The 3,189-nt window shown below is 71.5% G+C and carries 2 protein-coding genes and 1 pseudogene; all 3 read left to right on the forward strand.

What is annotated here, in order from left to right; genetic code table 11:
• Positions 1 to 66 precede the first annotated feature (66 nt).
• The 3 genes and pseudogenes from VN520_RS33910 to VN520_RS33920 all read left to right on the forward strand — a co-directional run bounded on the left by VN520_RS33910 (position 67) and on the right by VN520_RS33920 (position 2,865).
• Complete coding sequence (locus VN520_RS33910) at positions 67 to 666, forward strand: class F sortase (RefSeq protein WP_325750786.1); 600 nt, start codon at positions 67 to 69, stop codon at positions 664 to 666.
• Between the two features lie 3 nt (positions 667 to 669).
• Positions 670 to 1,060, forward strand: a pseudogene (locus VN520_RS33915) (glycoside hydrolase domain-containing protein); the annotation flags it as partial.
• A 266-nt stretch (positions 1,061 to 1,326) separates the two neighbouring features.
• Positions 1,327 to 2,865, forward strand: a complete 1,539-nt coding sequence (locus tag VN520_RS33920) for a glycoside hydrolase family 43 protein (RefSeq protein ID WP_325750785.1) — start codon at positions 1,327 to 1,329, stop codon at positions 2,863 to 2,865.
• Positions 2,866 to 3,189 lie beyond the last annotated feature (324 nt).

Raw genomic sequence — 3,189 nt, forward strand, 5'->3', positions numbered from 1 at the left:
GCACGGGGGCGGCGCCACCCGCCGTTCCTGTTCCCGCTTCCGTCCGCTCACCGCACCGGAGTACTCATGCCTCTCACCCCGCACGCCGCAAGGCGGGCAGCCGCGTCCCTGGCAGCAGCCGGCCTGCTGCTCGCCACCGGCACCGGATGCGGCACGGCCGACGCACCGGGACCTGCCGTCAGGACGGCCTCGGACACGCCCCGTTCCCCGGAGGCACCCAAGGCGCCCGCGCCTGTGCGGCTGACGGTCCCGTCGCTGGGAGTGGACACCGCGCTGCTGCGGCTCGGACTCAATGAGGACGGCACGGTCGAGGTCCCGCCGGCCGAGAAGGGCATGACGGCCGGCTGGTACGCGGGTGGCGCCGTGCCCGGCGAGCCAGGCGCCGCCGTACTCATCGGCCACAACGACACGCGGTACGGCAAGGCCGTCTTCCACGACCTGCACGCGATCACCGAGGGCGCGGACATCACCGTGTCCGACGGAGCAGGGGAGCAGGCTCACTTCACGGTCACCGGCACGGAGACCGTCAGCAAGAACGCCTTCCCCACCGAGAAGGTCTACGGGGCCACTGACGAGCGTGTGCTCCGGCTGATCACGTGCGACGGGGCCTTCGACACCGACGGCCATCCCGTGGACAACCTCATCGTGTACGCGACACTGCGCTGACGGGAACGCGAGCAGAACTACCGGAAGGTCTTCGACAGTTCGACAGGCTTCTTCCGCGCGTGACGCGAGCGGCAACTCCACCGGACCCGCCGACCCCGCCCGGAGCGGGGGCTTCCACGAGGGCACCTCCTGGCAGTACCGGTGGCTCGCCCCGCAGGACCTGCCCGGCAGGGTCTCCCCGACCGGCGGCACCGGGCCCGCCGACGAACGCCTCGACTCGTTCTTCACCCACGAGCAGCTGCTGCAAGTCCTGGCGGGGACGGCCCGCGAGGTGTGGGTCGACGGGCCCTACGACTGCTGCGACGCGGACAAGCACAACCCGCAGGACGAGCCCGACCCGGTTGCCCCCTCCACCTGCCTCTCCACCGGCCGGCCCCGGGAGACGACCGACGTGTGCACGCCGAGCTCGCCCTCTGCGCGGTACGCACGACCGGGTGTGCACGTACGGCAGTCTGTCGAAGCGCTTCAACACATTGATCTCCCCCGGGAACAGAGGGTGTTACCGATGCCGGGGCCGAGGTCACGCGCCCGGCCCTCCGTACGCTCCGTCGCACTTCCTGCAGCGCCTATTGACACCTTTCCACCCGGCTGCCATCTTCGAAGCGCTTCAACGATCATGGCCTTGGGGCGTGTCCCTGGCCCCGGCTCCGAGGACGGACCATGGCGTTCTTCGACAATCCCGTGATACCGGGCTTCAGCCCGGATCCGAGCATCTGCCGCGTCGGCGAGGACTACTACGTGGCGACGTCCAGCTTCGAGTACGTACCCGGAGTGCCGCTGTGGCACAGCAGGGACCTCGTGCACTGGCGGCTGATCGGACACGCCCTGGACCGCCCCTCGCAGTTGACGCTTCCTGACGCGGCCCCGTCCTCGTGCGGGGTGTACGCCCCCACGCTGCGGCACCAGGACGGCCGCTTCTGGCTGATCACCACCGTGGTGGCCGGTGCGGGCAACGTCCTGGTGACCGCTGAGGATCCCGCAGGCCCGTGGTCGGAGCCCGTGCCGGTCGGCATACCCGGCATCGACCCCGATCTGGCCTGGGACGAGCAGGGAAACTGCTGGTGCGTGTTCTCCCACGACGGGATCCGGGGGGTGCGCATCGAGCCGAAGACGGGTGAACTGCTCGGCGAGCCGGTGCAGCTGTGGTCGGGAAGCGGGCTCCAGTACCCCGAGGGGCCGCATCTCTACCGGGTCGGCGCCTGGTGGTATCTGCTGTTGTCCGAAGGCGGGACGGAACGCGGCCACGCGATGTCGGTGGCCAGGGCCCGCTCTCTGCCGGGGCCCTTCGAACCGCACCCGGACAACCCCGTGCTGTCCCACCGCAGCACCGGCCATCCGGTGCAGAACACCGGCCACGGCGATCTGGTGCAGGCGCACGACGGCACGTGGTGGATGGTGCTGCTGGGCACCCGGCCCCGGGGGGACACCCCCAAGTTCCACGGCATGGGCCGCGAGACCTATCTGGCACCGGTCGGATGGGAGGACGAGTGGCCGCTGCCGGGGCCCCTGGAACTCCGCGCCCCCGCCCCGGAACTGGTTCCGCATCCCTGGCCGGCCGAGCCGCACCGTGACGGCTTCGACTCCCCAGCACTCGCACCCTGCTGGGTGACGCCGAGACGGAGCGACCCGAACGCCGTGCGCCTCGACGAGCGCCCTGGCCACCTGGTGCTGCACGCCCGTGCGGAGGGCATGGACAGGCCCGACGCGCTGTTCGTGGGAAGGCGTCAGCGCGATCCGGACTGCAGTGCCCGGACGCGGGTCGACGTCGGCCGAGGAGGCCGCGGCGGCCTGGCCGTACGGCTGGACGAGGCGCACCACTACCAGGTGGAGACGGAGGACGGAGTGGTGCGTGCGGTCGCCCGCATCGGCCCCGTACGCCAGGCGGTGGCCGAACGGGCGGTGCCGTCGGGCCCTTTGACCCTTCGGGTCGACGTGACCACCACGGACGTCCTGCCGCCCACCGTCACCGTGCGTCCTGAGGGCCCCGGAGCCGCTGTACCGTCAGGCCTCCGTGTCGGAGGACCCGACACCCTCCGCCTGGGGTACGAGACCGATGAGGGGGAATTCGAGGTACTCGCCGAACTCGACGGCCGCTATCTCACCACCGAGGTCGCGGGCGGCTTCACCGGCCGGGTCATCGGCATGTACGCGACCCTGGGCGCCCCGGCCTTCGACTGGTTCGAGCTGCGGCCGGCCTGACGGAGCACCCCTGCCGCGCCCCTGCCGCAAGAGGTACCGCATGCGGGCGGCACCGGCCCCGCGAAGTCCTGAGGGAAAGGGTGAGGGGGGAGAGCCCCGTGCGCCGCCGGTGCGGTGATGCGCCGCGGTCCGCCGTCCTCGACGCGAGGCTGCGAGCGCCGGACCGTCCTGATCGGGTTCCGCCCTTTTCGCCCGCCGTCCGGGTGAACTCCGCTCCGTCCGGGCCGTACACCGGGCAGGCATAGGGGCAGCCGTGGTCCTCACGGCCACAGGCACCGGTGGACGCGACAGCGGACAACCGAGCGAAAGGGGCTCTCCATGCTC

This window comes from Streptomyces sp., assembly GCF_035563135.1.
GTDB lineage: Bacteria > Actinomycetota > Actinomycetes > Streptomycetales > Streptomycetaceae > Streptomyces.